The organism is Paenibacillus sp. ALE2 (assembly GCF_054113385.1).
Genome location: NZ_CM134213.1, coordinates 288,674 through 309,833, shown reverse-complemented (window position 1 = coordinate 309,833; position 21,160 = coordinate 288,674). Strand labels below are relative to the sequence as shown.

General features: G+C 46.1%; 21 protein-coding genes and 1 pseudogene. 13 read left to right on the top strand and 9 right to left on the bottom strand.

Translation table 11 applies throughout. The annotated features are described in order from the left end of the window. Positions 1–33: 33 nt before the first annotated feature. Positions 34–270: an NHLP leader peptide family RiPP precursor gene (locus tag ACXHJ1_RS01285; RefSeq protein WP_016821365.1), complete on the bottom strand. Its 237-nt coding sequence runs from the start codon at positions 268–270 to the stop codon at positions 34–36. 75 nt (positions 271–345) lie between these two features. After that, on the bottom strand, positions 346–1,281 hold the full coding sequence (locus ACXHJ1_RS01280; protein ID WP_457906150.1) for a hypothetical protein: 936 nt from the start codon (positions 1,279–1,281) through the stop codon (positions 346–348). Between the two features lie 191 nt (positions 1,282–1,472). On the opposite strand from ACXHJ1_RS01280, the gene ACXHJ1_RS01275 reads away from it, so the two are divergent. Then, a complete protein-coding gene (locus ACXHJ1_RS01275; protein WP_025364197.1) occupies positions 1,473–1,946 on the top strand; it encodes a hypothetical protein in 474 nt (157 codons plus the stop codon). A 97-nt stretch (positions 1,947–2,043) separates the two neighbouring features. Here ACXHJ1_RS01275 and ACXHJ1_RS01270 read toward each other — a convergent pair whose 3' ends face one another. Together ACXHJ1_RS01270 and ACXHJ1_RS01265 are read right to left on the bottom strand one after the other, a co-directional pair. Next, positions 2,044–2,550, bottom strand: a complete 507-nt coding sequence (locus ACXHJ1_RS01270; RefSeq protein WP_457905450.1) for a DJ-1/PfpI family protein — start codon at positions 2,548–2,550, stop codon at positions 2,044–2,046. Between the two features lie 183 nt (positions 2,551–2,733). Then, a pseudogene (locus ACXHJ1_RS01265) lies at positions 2,734–3,185 on the bottom strand (AbrB/MazE/SpoVT family DNA-binding domain-containing protein). A 201-nt stretch (positions 3,186–3,386) separates the two neighbouring features. Here ACXHJ1_RS01265 and ACXHJ1_RS01260 point away from each other — a divergent pair. Then, the gene (locus ACXHJ1_RS01260) at positions 3,387–4,784 is read left to right on the top strand and encodes a helix-turn-helix domain-containing protein (protein WP_457905449.1); all 1,398 of its coding nucleotides are present in this window, start codon (positions 3,387–3,389) and stop codon (positions 4,782–4,784) included. Positions 4,785–5,007: 223 nt separating this feature from the next. Continuing rightward, positions 5,008–5,262 (top strand): aspartyl-phosphate phosphatase Spo0E family protein, encoded by a 255-nt coding sequence (locus ACXHJ1_RS01255; protein ID WP_016821360.1) that lies wholly within the window; start codon positions 5,008–5,010, stop codon positions 5,260–5,262. Between the two features lie 202 nt (positions 5,263–5,464). On the opposite strand, the gene ACXHJ1_RS01250 is transcribed toward ACXHJ1_RS01255, so the two are convergent. Beyond that, positions 5,465–6,688, bottom strand: coding sequence for an acyltransferase (locus tag ACXHJ1_RS01250; RefSeq protein WP_290402829.1), 1,224 nt, complete (start codon positions 6,686–6,688; stop codon positions 5,465–5,467). 207 nt (positions 6,689–6,895) lie between these two features. Here ACXHJ1_RS01250 and ACXHJ1_RS01245 point away from each other — a divergent pair, with 207 nt between their 5' ends. From ACXHJ1_RS01245 to hcp, 4 genes are all read left to right on the top strand, one after another. Beyond that, on the top strand, positions 6,896–7,903 hold the full coding sequence (locus ACXHJ1_RS01245) for a substrate-binding domain-containing protein (RefSeq protein WP_117288533.1): 1,008 nt from the start codon (positions 6,896–6,898) through the stop codon (positions 7,901–7,903). A gap of 34 nt (positions 7,904–7,937) precedes the next feature. Further along, a complete protein-coding gene (locus ACXHJ1_RS01240; protein ID WP_457905448.1) occupies positions 7,938–9,938 on the top strand; it encodes a cache domain-containing sensor histidine kinase in 2,001 nt (666 codons plus the stop codon). Beyond that, complete coding sequence (locus ACXHJ1_RS01235; RefSeq protein WP_457905447.1) at positions 9,889–11,190, top strand: response regulator; 1,302 nt, start codon at positions 9,889–9,891, stop codon at positions 11,188–11,190. The genes ACXHJ1_RS01240 and ACXHJ1_RS01235 overlap by 50 nt, the downstream gene beginning before the upstream one ends. A 143-nt stretch (positions 11,191–11,333) precedes the next feature. Next, positions 11,334–12,626, top strand: a complete 1,293-nt coding sequence (gene hcp / locus ACXHJ1_RS01230) for a hydroxylamine reductase (RefSeq protein ID WP_016821355.1) — start codon at positions 11,334–11,336, stop codon at positions 12,624–12,626. Positions 12,627–12,669: 43 nt separating this feature from the next. Here hcp and ACXHJ1_RS01225 read toward each other — a convergent pair whose 3' ends face one another. After that, positions 12,670–13,017 (bottom strand): helix-turn-helix domain-containing protein, encoded by a 348-nt coding sequence (locus ACXHJ1_RS01225; protein ID WP_016821354.1) that lies wholly within the window; start codon positions 13,015–13,017, stop codon positions 12,670–12,672. A gap of 233 nt (positions 13,018–13,250) precedes the next feature. Between ACXHJ1_RS01225 and ACXHJ1_RS01220 the strand changes: the two genes are divergently transcribed. From ACXHJ1_RS01220 to mmsB, 5 genes are all read left to right on the top strand, one after another. Beyond that, on the top strand, positions 13,251–13,754 hold the full coding sequence (locus ACXHJ1_RS01220) for a hypothetical protein (protein WP_090888229.1): 504 nt from the start codon (positions 13,251–13,253) through the stop codon (positions 13,752–13,754). 45 nt (positions 13,755–13,799) lie between these two features. Continuing rightward, positions 13,800–14,126, top strand: a complete 327-nt coding sequence (locus ACXHJ1_RS01215; protein ID WP_457905446.1) for a nucleoside triphosphate pyrophosphohydrolase — start codon at positions 13,800–13,802, stop codon at positions 14,124–14,126. A gap of 243 nt (positions 14,127–14,369) precedes the next feature. Further along, on the top strand, positions 14,370–15,455 hold the full coding sequence (gene chvE / locus ACXHJ1_RS01210) for a multiple monosaccharide ABC transporter substrate-binding protein (protein WP_016821351.1): 1,086 nt from the start codon (positions 14,370–14,372) through the stop codon (positions 15,453–15,455). A gap of 32 nt (positions 15,456–15,487) precedes the next feature. Further along, positions 15,488–17,038 (top strand): multiple monosaccharide ABC transporter ATP-binding protein, encoded by a 1,551-nt coding sequence (gene mmsA, locus ACXHJ1_RS01205; RefSeq protein ID WP_457905445.1) that lies wholly within the window; start codon positions 15,488–15,490, stop codon positions 17,036–17,038. Next, complete coding sequence (mmsB, locus tag ACXHJ1_RS01200; protein WP_016821349.1) at positions 17,022–18,185, top strand: multiple monosaccharide ABC transporter permease; 1,164 nt, start codon at positions 17,022–17,024, stop codon at positions 18,183–18,185. Before mmsA ends, mmsB begins: the two co-directional genes overlap by 17 nt. A gap of 104 nt (positions 18,186–18,289) precedes the next feature. On the opposite strand, the gene ACXHJ1_RS01195 is transcribed toward mmsB, so the two are convergent. Both ACXHJ1_RS01195 and ACXHJ1_RS01190 read right to left on the bottom strand, forming a co-directional pair. Next, entirely contained in the window at positions 18,290–19,195 is a 906-nt protein-coding gene (locus ACXHJ1_RS01195; protein ID WP_457905444.1) for an SDR family oxidoreductase, read from the bottom strand. Between the two features lie 79 nt (positions 19,196–19,274). Next, positions 19,275–20,024: an MBL fold metallo-hydrolase gene (locus tag ACXHJ1_RS01190; RefSeq protein ID WP_457905443.1), complete on the bottom strand. Its 750-nt coding sequence runs from the start codon at positions 20,022–20,024 to the stop codon at positions 19,275–19,277. A gap of 159 nt (positions 20,025–20,183) precedes the next feature. Between ACXHJ1_RS01190 and ACXHJ1_RS01185 the strand changes: the two genes are divergently transcribed. Beyond that, positions 20,184–20,609 (top strand): Lrp/AsnC family transcriptional regulator, encoded by a 426-nt coding sequence (locus ACXHJ1_RS01185; RefSeq protein WP_123796852.1) that lies wholly within the window; start codon positions 20,184–20,186, stop codon positions 20,607–20,609. A 64-nt stretch (positions 20,610–20,673) separates the two neighbouring features. On the opposite strand, the gene ACXHJ1_RS01180 is transcribed toward ACXHJ1_RS01185, so the two are convergent. Further along, positions 20,674–21,150 (bottom strand): GNAT family N-acetyltransferase, encoded by a 477-nt coding sequence (locus tag ACXHJ1_RS01180; protein WP_174820823.1) that lies wholly within the window; start codon positions 21,148–21,150, stop codon positions 20,674–20,676. Between the last annotated feature and the right edge of the window lie 10 nt (positions 21,151–21,160).

The following is a 21,160-nucleotide window of genomic DNA, read 5'->3' as shown; positions in this document are numbered from 1 at the left end:
GAAGTATAGATTAAATAAGCTACAAGTGCCAATCTACCACATCGAGCGAGGCTTCTGGGATGTAGCAAGCACACCTGAAGGGTTTGGGGGGATTACTAGATAGAACTGGTCAGACGTTTCCTCTACCGTTTTGATTTGGATATGATCGGGGATCACGACTCCTAACACATCACGAATTGCAGATTTGGGATCTGCCATCAGTTTTTCTCTGAAACTGGCATCCTCCCAAGCTTTTTGAATGACTTGTGTTTGAAGAACTTCAGTAGCCATCAAAAATCACCCTCTCATTCGATTGGTTATATTTACCTAGTCAGTATACCACGTAAGACTCAGAAAAATCTAGCATTACTTCATATTTTTGGAGAGCCAATAATCAAGCCCGCCTCTTCGCAAATGTGAGCGTCCGCCTTCAATTTCTGCTGCCTCTTCGCTGAGTTCTGCTGCAATGGAATGTGCGAACCTATGCAGGCCGTGGATAGTAGGCTCCATCGTCTCTAGCTCCTGAACGGCTTGATTCGCAATATTCACATAGCTAGCGAGTGCGCCTCGCACATAAATCGCTTCCTGAATTTCTTGTGGTCCTAGTCCTTCACAGTACGGCTTCTTCCGTTCGGCGCTAATATGGGACAATAGGCAGTTATAGCTTTGCTCCATCAAATCCTCTGTCCAATCTGCCCAATCATCCGACATTTGGAGCACGAGCAGGGCCAAATCCGTCATCGCTGTAACGATCTCGATCAGGTCAGCATGGTCTGCGAGCAGTAGAGCACCCGTTCCGGCCATTTTTAATGGACTGGCTTTCAGTGCGACCTTATTTCTGTCACCTTGAAAATAGTCTGCTGCTCCTTCGGATACCACACTAACGGCCCATTCGTCCACATACGTCCGGGCATATGTCCAAAAAGGGGAGGTTGCCGGAAAAAGCTCCTGATAAATGTTTTGGCACTCGGTATAGAAAAGCTGGCTTAAGGCAAGTTGCGTTTTACGGTTGTCTGCTGCTGTGTCCATCACGTCGTCTTGGATTAAATAATGAGCCATGACGAACACGTTGCCGAGTGACAGCTTGCGACATGTTTCGGGAGGCAGTCCGGTGAGTTCCTGCAGCCAAAATGGAAGCAAATAGCATATGTAATTACGCGTACTGTCTTCACGCAACGGATTAAACCGTGCCAGGTAGTCTAACCCCTCTTGCTGAAAGGGAGCCTGAAATGTGGCCGTCCGTTCCTCCGCTTGACGAAATACCTTTTCCAATTCTTCTTTGTATGCAAAATACCACTCCATGGCCATCACCCGCATCTCTTATAAATGTTTTTGTAGCGACTTCTAGTTGTTACCCGCCATTGTACAACAGATTGCAATTTTCAAGAATTTGTTATTTTTAAATAAGGAATGTTGTGAAAAACATATAAAATGAATAAAAAAAGCTGAAAGAGAAAATATAGATGAAAAAGGATGAAAGGAGGGGCCACAACATGAAAAAACAATGGAAATTGACCGCTGCTATCCTATATGGAGGAGTGATGATGTATGGTACTGCGAGTGCAGGAGCATCTGGTATTGAATCGGGTAATCCGTTGCAAGCTCTCACTCCCAACGATTCTGTCCAAGGAGAAGCCCACCAGTGGAATGTTGATCCACAGGATGACCACGGGCACGGACATGTGCATAGACATAGACACGGCAAAAGGCCGGGCGGCTTGAATCACCATCTCAACGAGAAAGTAGCTAGGCTGCTGGGTATCACTCCTGTCCAGTTAGAGAAAGAACTGGGACAAGGGAAATCGTTGGCTGAGGTAGCTAAAAGCAAAGGGATTCAAGAGGATCAACTTATTGATAAATTGAAGAATGAAATGACTGTGGATTTGAAACGGATTGTGAACCGTAAAGGTCCGATTACCTTCGATCGTAAGTCCGGGACTTCGAATGAGGCTCAATTGAAGCGTTAGTCTGAAGTAGAATCGTTTTACGACAAAAAAGGATGGGGAGAACCCATCCTATCCTTATATTTCAACTTCCTTCATAAAGTGACTGTTGTGAGGAGAATCAGCTATCTTTAAAAAGCTTAAAAAAATCAATGGTTTCATTAAAATCTTCATCATCCGTATAAATGTTCATGACCTTACCTATTTCGATTGCAAAATCTACATACTTATTCGGTTTAGCAGATATGATATTCTTGTGGATCTCCAGACCCGATGGATGACTCACATGATTTTTAGGGGAAACACCTGCTAGCTCCAATAGTTCAGTGGCAGAACAAATGGTTGCAATCACTTTATGATCATTATTCAGTGCTTTAATGAGAGCTAGAAGTTGTTTGTTTGTCTTTAATTGAGTGTTATCTCCACCAGGTATAATGAGGAGTTGAATGTCCTCCGCAGACACTTCATCAAGGGCTACCGCAGGTGTAACTTTAAAATCCTCATAGGAAATGACAGGATCTTTGGATACTCCAATTGTAACAATATCCCCTTTTGTTTTCATAAAATAGGTTGCTAGCATAATTTCAAAACTAACATAACCATCATAAATTAGAACATGTGACTTCATTTATACACCCACTAACAATTTTTTAGTTTAAGTCCGTTAAAAGCGTCTTTAGGAAGATTACATATAGTCAGAATATATCATCTTGAAGAGTTTAAATCCATATTTTACAGCAATATCAATAAGTTTTGGTAATCTAACTTGTTGAATTTTGGTCAGTATGGATTCAAATTAAAAAATAACCAGTCACCTTGAAATTAACAGCGACTGGTTATTGAGTTTTGCTCGGATGCGAGTGAAGTGAAACCTACAGTAGCTTTTAAGCTGGGAAATACGGCTATGTGACACGCCAATCCATTCAGCATATTCGCCTTGCTTGGCTGTGGGATGCTCACGGATGAGGCTTCTTAGATGTTCAACCAAAGTTGTGATGACGATCAATTGACGCTGTTTCCTTTCAAATCGTGTATGCATTTTTTACATAAAAATGAATCTCTGAAATAGCTTAAATCCTGAACCGAATAGCATAAATGGCAGCAAACGCCGATATATTTCCGCATACTTAACAATCCTGTTTCAACATCCAGGTAAAATTCCAAAGACTCGCCAGCTTGAATTCCCATAGAGTTTCGCAATTCCTTAGGAATAACAATCCGGCCTAACGTGTCCAAGGGACGTGTCATACCTGTATTTTTCAAGTGACCTTCTCCTTATCATAATAATCTATCAACCAATAATCTCCTAATAAAAAAATAAAAATCTATAAAGTAAAAGTATTTATCGATGTTCCAAAAGATGGTATTATCATGAATGAAAAACAATAAGTATACTATTAGTTTCAAAACTATATGAATTATTGAAATGGGAATCTATGAAGATGCTGAAAGGGTGGTTTATCCATGGAAATCACACCTACGATACAGGCAGAAGTTCAAACCTATCTAAAACGCAAAAGCTTAACCATGACCGAGTTTGGTCACACGATCGATTTGAATGTAGGTACAGTTAGTGGTATTGTGACGGGCAATCGATCTATGTCGGTTCACCAACTGGATAGTATTACTGCGGGAATGAATTTACCACCGGATTATTTTTACGAACGCTATATTGAAGAATGCATTGAAGAATGTCCGCTCAACTGGAAAAAAATCAGCCCGTTCCTGTACCGATGCATTGAGCTAGGGCGATTGGACTGCTTGCAGCGAGTTGTCATTCTATTATTGGATAACCCTAATTATCTGCCATCGCTCTTTGAAGTCGCCGAAAATGTATACCAAGACGGTTACAACGAAGCAGCCGCTTACCTATACAAAAAGGTAGCTGAAAGCGAAAAGCAGCAACATTCAGAGCGATTGGCAATCTGCCAGTATCGCTTGTTCCAAATCAAAGTCGGACAGGATCAGGCAGTAAACCTTCAGGCTGCTATTGAATTCGCCCCTTTTGTGGATCGCTTAGATGAGATAGAGCAACTGGATGCTTTAAAAGATTTGGCGAATGTCTATAGATCATTAAGCATGTGGGATAAGGTGTATGAATTCGCACATCAAATGGGTCAGTTAGGACAACTCCAATATAATCTGGTTCACAATTCCAAGCGAAAAGGAACAGAGCCACGAAAAAAGCTAAGCAGACCATTGTTTGTATACATAGTTTATGCCGAATTGTTGTGTGCTAACGCTTGTGATGCCAAAGGCAACCATGACCAAGCATTAGAGCATATTCGTGGTTATGCTGATTTAAATTGGGTAAAAGAGCAGGACTCTGATACGCTTTATTGGAAACGCAAGTATCAACAGTGGGCGAAAATTAATACTTATGTTAACAGGCTTATGTCTGGTGATATTAGTGTTCTGCCAGATTACGTAGAACATATAGCTGCGGAAAAAGAGATTTTAGCCGAGCTATTGAATGTCCTTGAAGTGGCTAATCGCTATAATGTAGATGTAGATCATATTCTCCGACGGTTTGAATCGCAAATTGCAGCGTATCAGGAGTCACCTTCTTCTGACATGTACACACAACAAGTGTTAACAGAAGAATACGTAAGGTTTTGGTACAAGATAGCCAAGTACAGCCTAAATAAAGGCAGATATACATATGGTTTCAAATGTTTATTAATCGCCTTTGAAAAAGCTGTTACAATTAACCATGTATTACTCATTGCCAATTGTTTTGGATTATTTCTTCATTTCAAAACAAATGCGGCACCTAAAACACAAGCTCAGTTTCATTCTATTTATGAGGAGGTGTGGGAGAAAAATGATCAAAAAGATGGCTTTTTGCTTGGCGGTAACTAGTTTCTTACTGGTATTCACAGTACCAGCTCAAACTGCAAATTTAAGCCATGGCACGATCCAAGTTCAAGGACACATTGGTGGATCTTGACGAGTACTAATTCATTTTATTGGCCAGCTTATTGCTGGTCTCTTTTTGTATTATTTTGTAATTTTTTGCTTCAAAATTGATCTTGGCCTATTTGTACATCCCTTCTTAAAATGAAATTCAGAGGAGGTATGTAGGATGAACAAGGATGAAAAGGTAACGTTAATTCAACAAATGGAACATGCCAGACAACACATGCATGATCTTTACGCAGAGTATGGCCTAGGACATGCCTGTGTACTGGAGCAGTCTATGCTTTTGGATGAACTGATTAATCAGTTCAACCGTATGTTTCAGACCAGGAAGCAGCCTCACCAAGTTTTGGACCAGATCCTTAACAACGACGATGGTATGCTGAGTTCATCCCCCCATTCCTATTATGCAAAACTGTGATTTCTCCCACGTAATGCTTATAATTATTCAATATAATGACTTATTTTAAAATAAAATACATATCCATGTCATAAAATGTTAATCAGTTTGGAACATGACTCATCACACTTAGACAGCAAAAAAGCAGGGCTCAATACGTGAGCCCTGCGAAAGTCCTTGATGTTGCTTGAAATCCCTATGCTGATACGCTGAGGCAAAATGACTAGCCAAGCTCCTGTGTGCTTTTGGAAGCACGTTTGGAGGAAAGGAACTGAAAATGAAGCCGCCAGTTCAATCGCTGTCTGCCTTTGGAGCCAACAATCCAGTTGCCGCCAGGCAGATGGGCAAAAAGCCAACTGATGCCGAGAGAAGCACTTGCCACGACGACAAATGTAATGAGCGTAGCTGTAAAATGATGATCCCCCAGGGCAAGCGGACGGGTGTAATAGGATATGAAGGACAGCACGAGTGCATGGACCAGATACCCTCCGAAGGAATAGCGTCCAATCCAGTTTAGCATACGGCGAAACGGCTCGGACCGTTGGTCTTTTTGCAAATGAAGCAGCAGCCCGTACAACAAAAGCAACTGCGAGACAATCAGTACGAAGGTGCTTGGCTTCAGATAGGTAGAAATATTGAGATTGATCGTATCGCCCGACTGGATCAGCATCGTATGACCCATGAGCATGAACAGACCAATAAAAACAAATACATTCCATGGCAACGTCTGCTGGGCCAATCCCCGCCAGGTGTCTGTCATATAGGCGCACACTGCGCCCAGCATAAAATAGAAAAAATACATAACAAAGTTATAAGTGCGGTAATCTAACAAAGTCTGCCCAAAGGACGGCAACCAAGCGGTCCATGCAGACATGTCGTAGTAGGACCATTGTAACAGCAACGCATAAGCCGCAGCAGCAATCAGCATAACAGCCAAAACAAGCTGCTTGCGTTTTTTGGTGCTATAACGACGTAGAAACGTTCGAATCTGCTCGGTTGCTTTTGCAAATAAAGGAAACCAAATATAAAACTGAAAGATCATGACCACAAACCATAGATGATATCCGCTGACAGGGATGATCATTTCCTCGAACATACCTTTGTAAAAGGATATATTTCCCCACTGCGCGGTTGACCAGTTCTGAGTACATACCCAATAGACAACCGTCCAGCAGAGAAAAGGAACATAAATATCACGAAACCGTCTGCCAATATAACGGGAATAGCCAATCGGTTTGTTACCATTATAAAATAGCAGCGCCGCAGACAGGAAAACGAACGTCGGTGTGCCAAAACGTGTCAAATGGTACAGCATCGCGAGCATAACGGAATCCGGCTGTTGGATGTCGCTGCGATAAATATATTCGCCAATGCAATGCTGAAGCACGACAGCGAGGTAGGCAAGACCCCGTAGTTCTGTCCACTCCGCGATACGCGGCTTGCTCATCCATATCACTCCTTTTCCTCAAGATTCGCACATGTTTTTCCTAGCACAATTGTAGGTATTGTACCGTAGGAACATTAGTGCAGGATTAACGCTACCTGAAAGTATGGAGAGTGAAGTGGTTCCAATTTGATATGATTGCGTTTACAATCTAAATAAAAACAAAGTAAATTCAAATTTAAGGATACGCATAGGAAGAGGAGAGGAAGGATGAAGAAAACGCTGCTGGTGTACATTTTGTTAATTGCGGCCTTTGCTCTCTATGTGTTCAGATATGAACAATCCGAGCGGTTGAATGGAGCTTGGGAGGAAAAAGGGCTGCGAGGCAGCATCGGAGAAACGTATATGATGATTACGTTCCAGTCCGGTTTGGAGTATTGGAAAAGCGGGCTCAAAGGCTTCGAGGATGCTGGGGATGCCTTGGGGGTAACGGTGGAGTACCGGGGGGCTACCCGGTATGATGCACAGGAGCAGATGACCATCATTGAGCAGGCGATTGCCCGTAAACCCGCAGGCATTGCCATATCAGCGATTGATCCACACTCCCTGATCCCGGTCATTAATAAGGCGCTGGATGCGGACATTCCTGTCGTGCTGTTTGACGCTGGAGCGCCGGGGAGCCGGGCGTATACATTTTTGGGCACGGATAATTATAAGGCGGGCGTGACCGCTGCGGAAAAAATGGCTGAGCTGTTGGGACGTGAAGGCCAAGTCGCTGTTCTGACACTGCCGGGGCAGCAAAATCATGAGGAACGCTCGCGCGGCTTTCGCGATACCATTCAGCAGCAGTATCCTGCCATGAAGGTGGTGGAAGTGGTAGATGGTCGTGCTGACGTGATGGTGTCCAGGGATGAATCGCTAAGGTTGATGAAGGCTTATCCGAAACTGGCGGGTATTTTTGTGACCGAAGCCACCGGAGGAACAGGTGTGGGTGAGGCGGCACTGAGCCAAAAAAGCAGTCATCCGCTAAAAATTATTTCTTTTGATACGAATAAAGCGACACTGGATATGATTCGTGATGGGACCATCTCGGCAACGATTGCCCAAGGGACATGGAATATGGGCTATTGGTCACTTCAATATCTGTTCCATCTGCATCATCATTTGACGATTCCTGCACCTTCTTCGTCTGGAGATAACACCCCGCTGCCCGTGCGGGTGGATACTGGGATTTCCGTCGTCACCCGAGCGAATGTAGATGATTATTATGCAAAATAAATATTGGAAGCGCATCCACTTAGGGATGCATCAAATGATGCCGAGGTTACGCTTGCGCAATATGCCTTTACGCTATCAGCTCATGGTGCTGTTCTTGCTGTTTGGCATCGTGCCTTCACTGGGACTAGGCCTGCTTGTGAATTGGACGGTGGAACGGATTATTGAGCGGCAGGTGGAAAACCATACGATGCAGTTAATTGGCAAGGTGAACGAAGCACTGGATACCAAAATGGAAAATTTACAGAACATGACGTATCTGATTGCGTTTAATCCTGAAATTGGGGAGTTTTGGAAAGGGCGGACGCTGGCTGATGGTCACGCGGATCATACGAGTAGTGTAATGCCGGGAAATCAGGGGGAGCGAGCCAAGAAACCTCTCCTTAACCAGGCTCCCGGCTCTAAGCAGGTTGTAAGTTCCGTACAGGAGCAGGATACCTTGTATGAAATGAAGCAATTTTTGCAGGGCTTTACCACTTTATATCCTGAAATTGCCGGGATTCTGATCGTGAACGAAAAAGGAGATTATATCAGCAATGAAATGTATGCTCGAAGCACACGCAGTCTGACGGAAGAAGACTGGTACACACAGGCGGCGCAGCATGCAGGGATATTCACTGTGCTGGGACAGCCAAGTCACCGTAATGTGACCACTCATGTCCGGTACAAGGACAGTGAAATTGTCTCTGTCGTCCGTTCGGTCACGGATTCGGAGACAGGACATGTACTGGGTGTAATTATGATTGATCTCAAGCTGCGGGCTGTGTCGCAAGCTGCCAGAGATGTAACCTTGGGCAAAAGCGGGTATGTCATGGTGACAGATGCCAAGGGACGCAGTGTATATATGCCAGATATGCCTTTGATTGAGCGCATTCCGTCGCAATGGTTCGGTCCAGAGGATAGCGGGATGTTTACCCGTGAAGTCGGAGGCAGGGAATTGCTGTTCATGTTCCAGGCTTCCGAGTTCACGGGCTGGAGAACCGTGGGAGTATTCCCGGCACGCGAATCTACACTGGAAGTGCGGCAAATTCAGTTCTACGTTGTCTGTTTTGTTTTCATTGTATGTCTGTTTGGTTTAACGGCATCCTTGCGATTATCCAGTTCCATCGCGCAGCCGATTTTCCGGCTTATGTCTTATATGCGTAAGGCAGAGACAGGGGATCTTACGGTTCGCCAGTGGAGTGAGCGCGGGGATGAAATCGGAATGCTGGGCCGGAGCTTTAACCGGATGCTGGAGCAGATCCGCCGTCTCATGTTGCTTAGTGAACTGAGGGAACGGCAAAAACGGGATGCCGAACTGCGCAGTCTCCAAGAGCATATTAAGCCGCATTTTCTATACAATACGCTAGATACAATTCATTGGATGGCTCGGAAAAATGGAGCAGACGACGTATCCGACATGGTGGGGGCGTTATCGAAATTGTTCCGCCTTGGACTGAGCAAAGGGGATGACTTTATTCCGCTGCGCTCTGAGGTTGAGCATATCACGAGCTATATGCAAATCCAGCAAACCCGTTATCGTGATCGACTTCGCTGGGAATTGAATGTTCCCGACGAGCTGAAGGATCTGTTTGTATTGAAGCTGATGCTTCAGCCTGTAGTGGAAAATGCGATTTACCATGGTATTAAAGCCAGACGCGGTCCAGGCACAATTTGCGTAGAAGCTAAAGCCGAGAACGGCAAGCTGCTGCTGACGGTACGTGACAACGGTGCAGGGATGACGGCGGAACGTCTGTGTGAGCTGCGTGAATGGCTGGAAAGACCACTGGAGGCGATGGAAGGAAGACAGAAACAAAAGGGCGTTCGTACAAATGGCAGAAGCTACGGCATGCTGAATGTACAAGCGCGTATCCGATTGTCTTTTGGCGAGGAATATGGAATTACATTGGACAGTAAGGAAGGGACAGGTACCTGCGTTACAATCACTCATCCGTTGCTGCTGGATATGGCGCAACTGAAGAAGCCTTATGACAAAGGAGAGGGTCAGGATGACGAAATCCAAGGGAACAGACAACGCGACAACGGCGAGTCTGATTGACCAAGCCATACCAGAAGTGACGATAGGGACGGCTAAACATTATCAAGTATTGATCGCAGATGATGAGCCGATCATCCGTGAGGGGATTCGGGACTGCCTGGACTGGACGGCTCTGGGCATGGAGGTTGTAGCAGAGGCAGAGGACGGTGAAGAAGCGCTGGAACTGATTGGTCAGCTTAGCATCGACATCGTGCTGGTCGATATGAATATGCCATTCATGGATGGAATTGAACTGATTCGGCGGCTGCGGGAAGGACGCTCGGAGTGCCGTTGCCTGATCATTTCCGGGCATGATGAATTTGCTTATGCACAGGAAGCTGTCCGGCTTGGCGTAGAAGATTATATTCTGAAGCCGGTAAATGCGGATCAGCTTCACGCTGCATTGTCACGGCTTCGTCAGCGACTGGACGAGGAGCGCAAACGTGCCGCCTATGTGGAACAAGCCGCCGGGCAGATTGAACGGAACATTCCGCTGCTGCGTCAGCGATTTTGCCTGGAATGGCTGGAAGGACAGCGCACGGGAAAAGACGTCATGGAGCAGTTGGCGTTTTTACGTCTTCCATCCGGGCCGCCTGTTCAAATCGGTGCGGTACGGTGGCCAGCGGCAGAGGCGAGGCAGACGATTATGCGTGAGAATGACCGCCAGTTGTTTCTTTTCGCCGCTGAAAATATTATTGGCGAACTGCTGGAGGACCGATCGCATGTGTTGTTCCGCGATGCGAACGGGCTGATCGGCATATGCCTGTGGCAGGAGGCACCTGAGACGATCGGCGCTTCCATAGAGCAGGCCATTGGCCGCTACCTGAATATAGCGGTTCACACACATGTGGAGTCCAACACGGGTGGGCTGGAAGGCGCAATCGATGCGTACCGGGTGAGCCGGGATCGGGTATATGGTGAAGCGCAGCTATCTCCCATCGTACGCCGGGCACGGCAGCTTATCCAGGAAGGTTATGCCGATCGTGACTTGACGCTGGAAGCTCTTGCCTCGCGATTACAGGTATCGGCTGTATATCTCAGCCGTGTGCTCAAAAAGGAGCTCAACGACAGCTTCGTGACCCTCGTCACGCGTGCCCGTATCCGCAAAGCAGTGCAGCTACTGGACTCTACGACATTGTCTGTGCTTGATATAGCAGAACGTACGGGATACGATAGTCAGCACTATTTTAGCACTGCTTTTAAAAAAGCCATGGGCGTGTCTCCTGTGCAGTACCGTAAGGGCGGGGGAATTCAGGAAAATTCGTCGGAATAGGAATGTTGGATTGCGGAATTGCCTTGCGCCCTATCATGATAATCTGTGCTAAAAAGTGTGTGTGTAATCACACCCGCACGTTCAGGGGTTTGTTACGCTGTAGATAACGAACAAATATCTATCAATATTTGGAGGAAAACGATATGTTTTGTTATCAGTGTGAACAGACGCCGAGTGGCGGGTGTAAAGTCATTGGGGTGTGCGGAAAAAATGAGACAGTAGCGAGCTTGCAGGATACAATGATTTTTGCATTAAAAGGGATTGCTGCCTATGCAACACATGCTCGTCAGTTGGGATATACCGATCCTGAGGTGGATCGGATCACGCATGAAGCGTTATATATGACCTTAACCAATTCTAACTTTAATGTACAAGAGCATTTGGAGATGGCAATGAAGGTCGGAAATGCAGCTGTACGGATCATGGATGTGCTGGATCGTGCCCATACGGATCGTTTTGGCATCCCACAGCCGATTACCGTCAGCCAAAATAAAATCGAAGGTCAATGTATCGTCGTGACCGGGCATAATTTGTACGCGCTGGAGGAATTACTGCGGCAGACCGAAGGAAAGGGCATCAATATCTACACCCACTCGGAAATGCTGCCGGCGCACGGTTACCCGGCGTTGAAGAAATATCCACATCTCAAAGGGAATATCGGTAAAGCCTGGTATGATCAACGCAGATTGTTCGAGGAGTTCCCGGGCGCGATTCTTGCCACGACCAACTGTGTTATGCCGATTAAAGGCACATATGCAGACCGCTTCTTCTCTTATGAAGTAGCAGGGTTGGAAGGTGTAGCCAAAATTGTGAACGACGATTTCTCTCCACTGATTGAACGCGCGTTGGCCCTGCCAGCCGCTGATGTAGACTCGGAACAGGTGCTTACGACAGGATACCATCATGAGACGGTCATCGGGCTGGCACCTGAGATCATTCAGGCCGTCAAAGACGGACATATCCGCCGTTTCTTCGTCATTGCAGGCTGTGACGCACCAGGCAAAGGCGGCAACTATTACCGCGAGCTGGCTACATCCTTGCCGAACGACACGGTTATTCTGACCACGTCCTGTGGTAAATTCCGCTTTAATGATGTGGACTACGGCACTGTTGGAGATACTGGCATTCCACGTTATATTGATTTGGGGCAATGCAACAATTCCGGTTCTACTGTGAAAATCGCTCTGGCTTTAGCGGATGCTTTTGGTTGTACGGTGAATGAGCTGCCTGTCAGCATTGTGCTGTCCTGGTTTGAGCAAAAAGCAGTTGCCATCCTGCTAGGCTTGTTCAGCCTTGGCATCCAGGATATTCGCATTGGGCCAAAGCCGCCTGAGTTTATTTCTTCTGGTGTACTGGATGTACTGGTGGAGATGTTTGGCTTGAAGCTAATTACGACCGCAGAGGAAGATATGAAAGCGATGCTGGCGTTGTCGTAAGAGGTAGGTGGGGAACTGCAGAGTGCAGTTCCCTTTTTTTGTTTCATCGTTCATCCATTCTAATAAATATATCCGTAAGAATCTTTAAGGCCAGCTCAGTATCTTTGGTTTCACGAGTTCTTAGGAGAGACAAAATGGCTTTTATACTCGAATCTTCTTCGGTAAGCTCATCATTTTCCTTCACATATGTAAGCAATTGATAGACGCCCACGTTCAATGCCTTCGCTATTTTCTCCAGATTTTTCAAAGATATATTTCTCTCCGCACGCTCGATGAAACCAATATAACTCGAATTGAAACCTGCTTTTTCGGCTAAAGCTTCTTGGGAAAGCCCTTTAGACTTTCGAATATCTCGAATACGTGTACCGACTAATTCTAATAGTTCTGACATGAATACACCTCTCTATAGTTAGAAGTGTAGAGAAAGAGTTACATCTAATTAATATGCGTTAGTAAGTAAATTGAATTAAAAACTACTATATAGTAATATTCATTATGAAGCTTGTCCGATAGCTAGAAAATTATACATTTTAGTGGTCTAATGATATGCTACGTTGCTCACATTTGTTTCAGGATTTTGCAAAACCCTTATTTATGAAATTTAAATTCAGGAGTTGATTCCTCATGAAACACTACTCCTTAAGTCCCCAACTACATAGTGATTCCGATTTCAAATTGCCGAAGTACAGCGACACCCACATATTGAATTGCATGATGGATTTTCAAAAGCTTGCCCAATACCAAATGCAGCTTGCCCAGATGATGCGTGATCATAATCAATGGCTAAACTGCCTCATTCTTTGTGATCGCGCCATGTTTTCTATGGCAAAGGCCATTTATGTGCATCGAAATCAAATCATGCCTTTATCCATTAGTCTTTCCATGAACGATCTGCTCAGACTAATTCGCTCGGATGCTGAGCCGTGTTTAGATATGGTGCTGTTTATGGGTACCATGCATTATCTGGTTTCCGGAGAGGAAGAAGCATCCAGGGAGACGATGAAGCTGGAGGAAGTAGATATGTTGCTGTATAAAACAGACTCTATTCTAGAGTCTCTGTCACAACGGATCGTAGCTGATCCGTCTAAGCGATATCCGTCTATTTTTAAAGAAAACCCGTTCAATTAAATTGTTGAATTTTTAAACTTCATATCAGAAAGGGTGTTATTTGAAATGCCTACATACAACAAGCTGGTGCGGGATCGGATCCCGCATATCATTATGTCTCAGGGGAAGGAATGTCGGACACGCATTTTGGACGCAGAGGAGTATAAGCAGGAACTGCGAACGAAGCTTCGTGAAGAGACTGAGGAATATTTTGCAGCGGACAAAGATCAGGATGCGCTGGAAGAACTAGCGGATATGCTCGAAGTCATCCGAGCGCTGGCAGAAGTACATGGAGCGAATGTAGCCGAACTGGACAAGCTACGGGCGGACAAAGCCGAGGCCCGGGGAGGATTCCAGGAGCGGGTGTTCTTAATTGATGTCGACGAAGCTTAACGTCATTAAGTAATACCTCCCCCACCACAAAGGTTAAAATTTTATAAAAAAAGTTCAAAACCTGCAAAGACCTTCCCCGGCCTGGAATGATACCATGTGTTTGCACATAAAAAAAGAGAGGTGCTCATCGCCTCGCTTATGTAAGCGCTATCTAATTTCTAGTCTAATCAGCAATGACCTGAGGATTTTGCAAAATCCTTACCTTCAAATGACCTGCATCACATGAGGAAAGGGGAACTTCATATGAAAAAGGGAGCTGTTGTTGTTTGGCTTCTGGTTTTGGCCCTGATGCTTTCGGCTTGCAATCTGGCGGAGAGTGGAACGGGCAGCAAGGAAAAAGGCTATGTGGGTATTTCCATGCCGACCAAATCGTCCGAGCGTTGGGTAGGGGACGGGGAGAATATGGTTCGGTTGTTTCAGGAGCAAGGCTATAAAACGGATTTACAGTATGCCGAGGACGTGGTGGAAAATCAAATTTCCCAAATCGAAAACATGATCACCAAGGGCGTCAATGTTATGGTCATTGCTTCGGTCGATGGAAACACGCTGACGGATGTAATTCAGAAGGCACACGACCGAGGGATTCAGGTCATTTCTTACGACCGTTTGATTCGCAATACACCGTATCTGACGTATTATGCGACCTTTGATAACTTCAAGGTGGGCGTGCTACAGGCGGCATATATTGAGAAAAAGTTGGGTCTCAAGGAAGGCAAGGGACCTTTCAATATCGAACTGTTCGGCGGATCGCCGGATGACAATAATGCATACTTCTTCTTTAATGGTGCGATGTCCGTACTTAAGCCATACATTGATTCCGGTAAGCTGGTCGTGCGCAGCAAGCAGATGACGATGGCGCAGATCGCTACACTGCGATGGGATGGAGCTTTGGCACAGTCGCGGATGGATAATCTGCTGAGTGCCTACTATTCAGGGGCCAATCTGGATGCGGTGCTCTCTCCGTATGACGGCATTAGCATCGGTATCATTTCATCCCTGAAAGGGGTCGGATATGGATCAGCGAATAAGCCACTGCCGATCATTACCGGACAGGATGCGGAGCTGGCTTCGATCAAATCCATTGTGGCTGGAGAGCAGACCCAAACCATATTTAAGGATACTCGCAAACTGGCTGAGCAAACGGTCGTGATGGCCAACAGCATTTTACAAGGCAAGCAAGCGGAAGTGAATGACGTCAAATCGTATAACAACGGGAAAAAGGTGATTCCTGCGTACCTGCTTGATCCAATCTCGGTGGACCGGACGAATGTAGAGAAGGATATTGTCGGCAGTCACTATTACACCAAAGAACAAATCGGACTCAAATAATAGTAAGAATCCAACCGAAAGGAGCGTATCCCATGACTGGAATCATTTTGGAAATGAAGGGAATTACCAAAACCTTTCCTGGCGTAAAGGCATTGGAAAATGTGAATCTCAAGGTCAAGGAAGGCGAGATTCATTCGCTGTGTGGCGAGAACGGGGCGGGCAAATCGACGCTGATGAAGGTACTGAGTGGTGTATATCCACATGGAACCTACGAAGGGGATATTGTTTTCCAGGGCAAAACGTGTGAGTTCAAGGATATCAAGCAGAGCGAGGAATTGGGCATCGTCATTATCCATCAGGAACTGGCATTGATCCCGTATCTCTCGATTGCAGAAAATATTTATCTGGGCAACGAACGCGCCAGCGGTGGCGTGATTGATTGGAAAGAGACTTTTGTCGGGACACGCGAGCTACTGTCCAAGGTCGGGTTGAGTGAAAACCCCAATACCTTGGTTACGAACATCGGGGTCGGCAAGCAACAACTGGTCGAAATTGCGAAAGCGCTCTCTAAAAAGGTAAAGCTGCTTATTCTGGATGAACCAACAGCGGCATTGAATGAGGATGATAGTGAAAATCTGCTTAATTTGATGCTGGAATTTAAAAAACAGGGCATTTCCTGCATTCTGATCTCCCACAAGCTGAATGAGGTCGCAAAGGTATCGGATTCGATTACGATTTTGCGGGACGGGAAGACGATTGAGACGCTGGATATGAGAAAGGATGAGGTCACAGAGGATCGGATCATTAGCGGGATGGTTGGACGCGATTTGACCAGCCGTTATCCAGAGCGTCATGCCGAGATTGGCAATGTCGTGTTGGAAGTGAAGGACTGGACGGTGTATCACGAGCATCATGCGGACCGCAAGGTGCTGGATCAAGTGAATCTGAACATTCGCCGCGGTGAAATTGTCGGCATTGCCGGGCTGATGGGGGCGGGACGGACCGAGCTGGCGATGAGCATCTTTGGCAAGTCATACGGGCGCAACATCTCGGGTCAACTGATTAAGGACGGCAAGCCGATCCAGAACAACACGGTTACGGACGCGATTAACAATGGCTTTGCCTATGTGACGGAGGACCGCAAGGAGTACGGTCTCATTTTAATGGATGATATCAAGCGCAATATTTCGTTGACCGGTCTGAGCAAGCTGACGAAAGGTGCTGTGGTCAATGAGCAGGAGGAAGTCGTCGTTGCAGAGGAAATGAAAAAAAGCATGAACATCAAAGCGCCAAGTATTTTGCAGAAAACGGGCAATCTGAGTGGCGGCAATCAGCAGAAGGTAGTACTGAGCAAATGGATTTTTGCCGGACCGGATATTCTGATTCTGGATGAGCCAACGCGCGGCATAGATGTGGGTGCCAAATACGAAATTTATACGATTATTCATCGTCTTGCCGCTGAAGGCAAGGGGGTACTGGTTATTTCGTCCGAGCTGCCAGAGGTACTGGGCTTGTGTGACCGGATTTATGTTATGAATGCCGGGCGGATCACCGGAGAGGTTAGCCGTGAGGACGCTTCGCAGGAAACGTTGATGAGATATATGACCAAGTCAGGAGGCGTGAAGCATGGAAACCATAACTAAACTATTTAAAAATAACATCCGCCAATATGGCATGATGATTGCGCTGGTCGTTATTATGATTTTGTTTGAGGTGCTGACAGGCGGCTTGCTATTGAAGCCGATTAATATTACCAATCTGATTCTGCAAAATAGCTACATTCTCGTGCTGGCGATCGGGATGGTGCTGGTTATCATCACTGGACATATTGACTTGTCCGTCGGCTCCATAGCCGCTTTTGTCGGTGCGGTTGCCGCCATTATGATGGTCGATTGGCAGCTTCCAGCGTGGGTCGCTGTAATTGCAGCTTTGCTGGTCGGAGCGTTAATTGGGGCATGGCAAGGGTTCTGGGTCGCTTATGTACGGATTCCGGCATTTATCGTTACCTTGGCGGGAATGCTGCTCTTCCGCGGACTAACAATGATCGTGCTGGAAGGCCAATCAATCTCTCCTTTTCCGGGGGGGTTCCAGAAAATCAGTTCAGGCTTTCTGCCGGATTTTTCATCTACCGGTTATAACCTGGTATCCATCATTGTCGGCATTGCACTTACGGTATGGTTTATCGTGAACGAAATTCGCGAACGCCGCTCTCAGCTTAAATATGGATTTGAGGTTCCGTCACAGGTGTTATTTGTACTCAAATTGATCGTGGTGGCTGCTGTGATTAATCTGTTTACCTTCATGCTTGCGAGCTATGCGGGAATACCGAACATTCTCGTCCTGCTGTTCATCCTGATCGTGGTATACTCCTTCGTCATGAACCGCACGGTTATGGGGCGCCATGTGTATGCGCTGGGTGGAAATGAAAAAGCAGCGGGCCTGTCTGGTGTCAAAACGAAAAAAGTAACATTCTGGGTATTTGTCAACATGGGTGTACTGGCTGCCATTTCTGGTCTCATCTTTGCTGCACGTCTGAATGCGGCTACGCCGAGAGCAGGTACGAACTTTGAACTGGATGCCATCGCTGCTTGCTTTATCGGTGGAGCTTCGGCGTCGGGCGGGATCGGAACGGTTTTTGGAGCCATTATCGGTGGCTTGGTTATGGGCGTACTGAATAACGGTATGTCTCTGATCGGTCTCGGTATTGACTGGCAGCAAGGGATCAAGGGCTTGGTACTGCTGCTGGCGGTTGCCTTCGATATTTACAACAAAAACAAAAGATCAGTTTAAGCTTATATTCCATTTGTAAAATAAGCAAACCTCCAGTCCCACTTGAAATTGTGGATGCTGGAGGTTTTTGCTTTGTTAGGTTTTATGGCTATTAGCTAACCCAACTAAGTCGTCACCATTTGTCCGCCGTTCACATGCAGCGTCTGGCCCGTAATGTAAGAGCCGTCATCTGAAGCCAACAGCACATAGGCTGGAGCCAATTCATAAGGCTGACCGGCACGCTTCATCGGCGTATTGCTGCCAAAGGTGCGAATGACTTCAGTCGACTGTGTGGCCGGATTCAGCGGAGTCCAGATCGGACCGGGAGCAATGGCATTCACGCGAATACCCTGATCGACCAGATTATTAGCCAAAGCGCGCGTGAAGCTGACAATGGCTCCTTTGGTAGCTGAATAATCAATCATATTCTTTTGCCCAACATAGGCTGTAACCGATGCCGTATTGACGATGCTGGCCCCAGCCCGCATATACGGCAAGGCTTCTGTAGTCATATGGAAAAAGGAAATAATATTCGTATCAAACGTATCACGAAGCTGCTGCTCACTGATATCCAGATACGATTCGCGCACAAACTGAACACCCATATTATTAATGAGGATATCAATACGACCGAAGGTTTCCATCGTTTTTTGAACAACCAGACAACAGTTGCTTCTTAGCCTTAGATCACCCGGAATTAGCAAACAACGTCGGCCAAGCCGGTGAATGACATCACGGGTCTCCATAGCATCTCGATGCTCATCGAGATAGGCAATGACCACATCGGCCCCTTCCTTGGCAAATGCCACTGCAACCGCGCGACCAATGCCACTGTCCCCGCCGCTAATAATCGCCACCCGATCCTGAAGCTTTCCCGTACCGATATACTTCGGATTATCAAAAATAGGGCGTGGAACCACCAGGTATTCCAACCCCGGCTGTCTATATTGATGCTGGGGAGGAAAAGCAATCGGAACTTCTTTACATTGGGTTTCTGTACCATAATAAGGATTTTGATTTTGCCAATTCATTGAATAATCCCTTCTTTTAGGCGTTTTGAAATCCAATATATTCGAAATAGGCGCAAACGGTGAATCGGTAGTTATCGCCTTATGCCGAAATCGTCGCTCCATCTGCCGGAATATGGACACGCTTCTCCAGACCTTCACGATGGATATGTTCCGTAAGCTCGGAGCGAGTCAGTACACAATGGTTGATGGCTTCCATATGGACAGCAACGACTTGGGTGTAAGGGGCATGTTGTGCAACAGTCGTTACATCTTGGGCAGTCATAATAATGGGATCGCCCACTGTAAACCGCGCTCCTCCAGCGTTCACAATCGTCCAGTCAGGACGGTATTTATCCAGTGCTTCCGCGACTTCACTGCACCAAATATCCCCGGCCACATAGACGACAGGCTCACCTGGAGCCTGAAATACAAAGCCGGATACGGGTCCCATCTGTTCCCCGATTTCTCCAGTACCGTGATGTCCAGCAGTACGGTTGATCTCAATGTCTCCCACAGAAACAGCCACCGAAATCGGAGTAACCTGTGTAAAACCGTCAGCTGCGATTTGTTCTTCATTTCCGGGCTGGCAGAAGACGGGAAGCTGTTTGTCCAGCCAGCGTACTGCCGCTGGGTCCCAATGGTCTGGATGCAAATGCGTGACGATGACCACGTCAGGCTGTCCAAGCGACTGCCATTGTGGTGGCAAGGGAACCAGCGGATTGCGGAGAGTGTTTTCCGTATTGGGAACTGGTGGATTTAGGCCAGCATCACTCAGCATCGGATCAATCAGAAATTTTACTCCTGAATATTCGATCCACAAGGTTGCGTTGCGGATTAGTGTGATTTTCATATATGGAAGCTCCTTTAATCGTAAATGTTTTTTTGACCGAGTGTATTTTCGGACGTTCTTTGTTTCTGCTACAATCATATCTGACGCAAGCAGATACAGGCTACGGCCTGCTGAAAGGAAAACCAGCATTCTCGTTTCATCATGAAAGGAAAAATAACTATGGAACTATTCGTACCTGATGAGACCGACCTGCGTATTCTTCATCATTTAATTGAAGACAGCTCTTTAACGCATAAGGAGATCGGTCAGCTAGTTCATTTGACAGGCCAAGCAGTAGGGGCGCGTGTTCGAAAAATGCAGGATGCAGGCATTATTGAGGGCTATACACTACGCTGGAACCCGGAGAAAATTGGGCAAACGATTCATGCCTTTATTACGGTTTTTCTGAATTCAGGAACGACTCACAGTGCTTTTCAGACTTTTGCACGGGAGCATTCCTCTATTGTCGAAATCCATCGGGTAAGTGGGGAGGGCTGTTATTGGATGCGGGTGCGCATGTCATCACAGTCAGAGTTAAATGCTATGCTGGATGAACTTACGAAGTTTGGTAACTACAAATTGAGCTTTTCCATTGGCGAAATTTAATGATAAAAGCTTTCGGCATTTTGTGCCGAAAGCTTTTGTTTTACGAGGGCTATTGAAGTCAGCGTTATAAACTCATTTTAAAAATATGCTGCAAGCCGTGTTGTCCCATTTTAGTGTTACCTTCATCTTTAAAGCCGCATTTGAGATATAGACTTTGGGCAGCAAGATTACGGGCATTGACGCCTAGTACAATCTCGCGAATATGTGGAAAGTGTCTAGAGATGAACTGTGGTAGCAGAAGCAGTCCTTGTTTAGCAAACCCATGTCCTTGATCTGCGTAGTTAATTGAAAATGCACGCAGTAGCAGTGCCACAGAAGTATTCGTATAGTCTGCTAATTCATCTCCATCGTATAAAATGAAAAATCCAACCGGCCTTCCAGTAGCCGTAATCACAACAGGATGGCGGTGTGGATCTTCCTTGGCCAGTGCCAGCATTTCAGCTGGCATTCCAGTAAATTGCTTCTGCTCCTCGGGCAAATAAAAGGTATGTAAAATCGCATCATGCTCAAAATGGTAAGGGACAAGCCCTACATTATTCATCATTATACTC